The organism is Acidovorax sp. ACV01 (genome assembly GCF_014851495.1).
GTDB lineage: Bacteria > Pseudomonadota > Gammaproteobacteria > Burkholderiales > Burkholderiaceae_C > Acidovorax > Acidovorax radicis.
This window is the reverse complement of sequence record NZ_JACUZT010000022.1, coordinates 1-1070: the sequence shown is the minus strand read 5'-3', so window position 1 is coordinate 1070 and position 1070 is coordinate 1. Positions and strand designations below refer to the sequence as shown.

1 protein-coding gene and 1 pseudogene are annotated in these 1070 nt (G+C 64.1%); both read right to left on the bottom strand.

The genetic code is table 11. From position 1 onward, the window contains the following. Positions 1 to 845: electron transfer flavoprotein subunit alpha/FixB family protein (locus tag IB243_RS26970; RefSeq protein ID WP_192430113.1), on the bottom strand; the 845-nt coding region annotated here is incomplete at its 3' end. Next, a pseudogene (locus IB243_RS26965) lies at positions 846 to 1070 on the bottom strand (electron transfer flavoprotein subunit beta/FixA family protein); the annotation flags it as partial.

Here is a 1070-nt window from a genome sequence, read left to right as displayed (position 1 = left end):
TCCTTGTTGATCGCCACGATCACCTTGGAGTCCTTCATGCCGGCCAAATGCTGGATCGCGCCCGAGATACCCGCTGCGATGTACAGCTGGGGCGCCACGATCTTGCCGGTCTGGCCCACTTGCCAGTCGTTGGGGGCGTAGCCCGCGTCCACTGCTGCGCGGCTGGCGCCCAGGGCGGCACCCAGCTTGTCGGCCAGCGGAGTCATGATTTCGTCGAACTTTTCCTTGCTGCCCAGCGCCCGGCCACCCGAGACAATGATCTTGGCGGCGGTCAGTTCGGGGCGGTCGCTCTTGGCGATTTCGCTGCCCACGAAGGTGCTCTTGCCGGCATCAGCGGTAGCAGCAGCGGTTTCGACGGCGGCAGAGCCACCGGTGGCGGCTGCGGCGTCAAAGCCGGTGGTGCGCACGGTGATGATCTTCACGCTATCGGCGCTTTGCACGGTGGCGATGGCATTGCCAGCGTAGATGGGGCGCTCAAACGTATCGGCTGCGATCACCTTGGTGATGTCGCTGATTTGGGCCACATCGAGCTTGGCCGCCACGCGGGGGGCGATGTTCTTGCCGCTGGCCGTGGCAGGAAAGAGGATGTGGCTGTAGCTGGAAGCAATGGCCAGCACTTGTGCCGCCACGTTTTCGGCCAGGCCGTGTTCCAGGCCAGGGGCGTCTGCATGGATGACCTTGGCAACGCCAGCGATCTGGCCCGCAGCGGCTGCGGCAGCGCCCGCGTTGTGGCCGGCCACCAGCACATGCACGTCGCCACCACAGGCCACGGCAGCCGTCACGGTGTTGAGGGTTGCGCCCTTGATGGAGGCGTTGTCGTGTTCAGCAATAACGAGTACCGACATTTAGATCACCTTCGCTTCGTTCTTGAGTTTCTCGACCAGGGCGGCCACGTCGGCCACCTTGACGCCCGCGCCGCGCTTGGCGGGCTCGGTGACTTTGAGGGTCTTGAGGCGGGGAGCCACATCCACACCGAGGTCTTCGGGCTTGAAGGTGTCCAGCTGCTTCTTCTTGGCCTTCATGATGTTGGGCAAGGTGACGTAGCGGGGCTCGTTCAAGCGCAAGTCGGT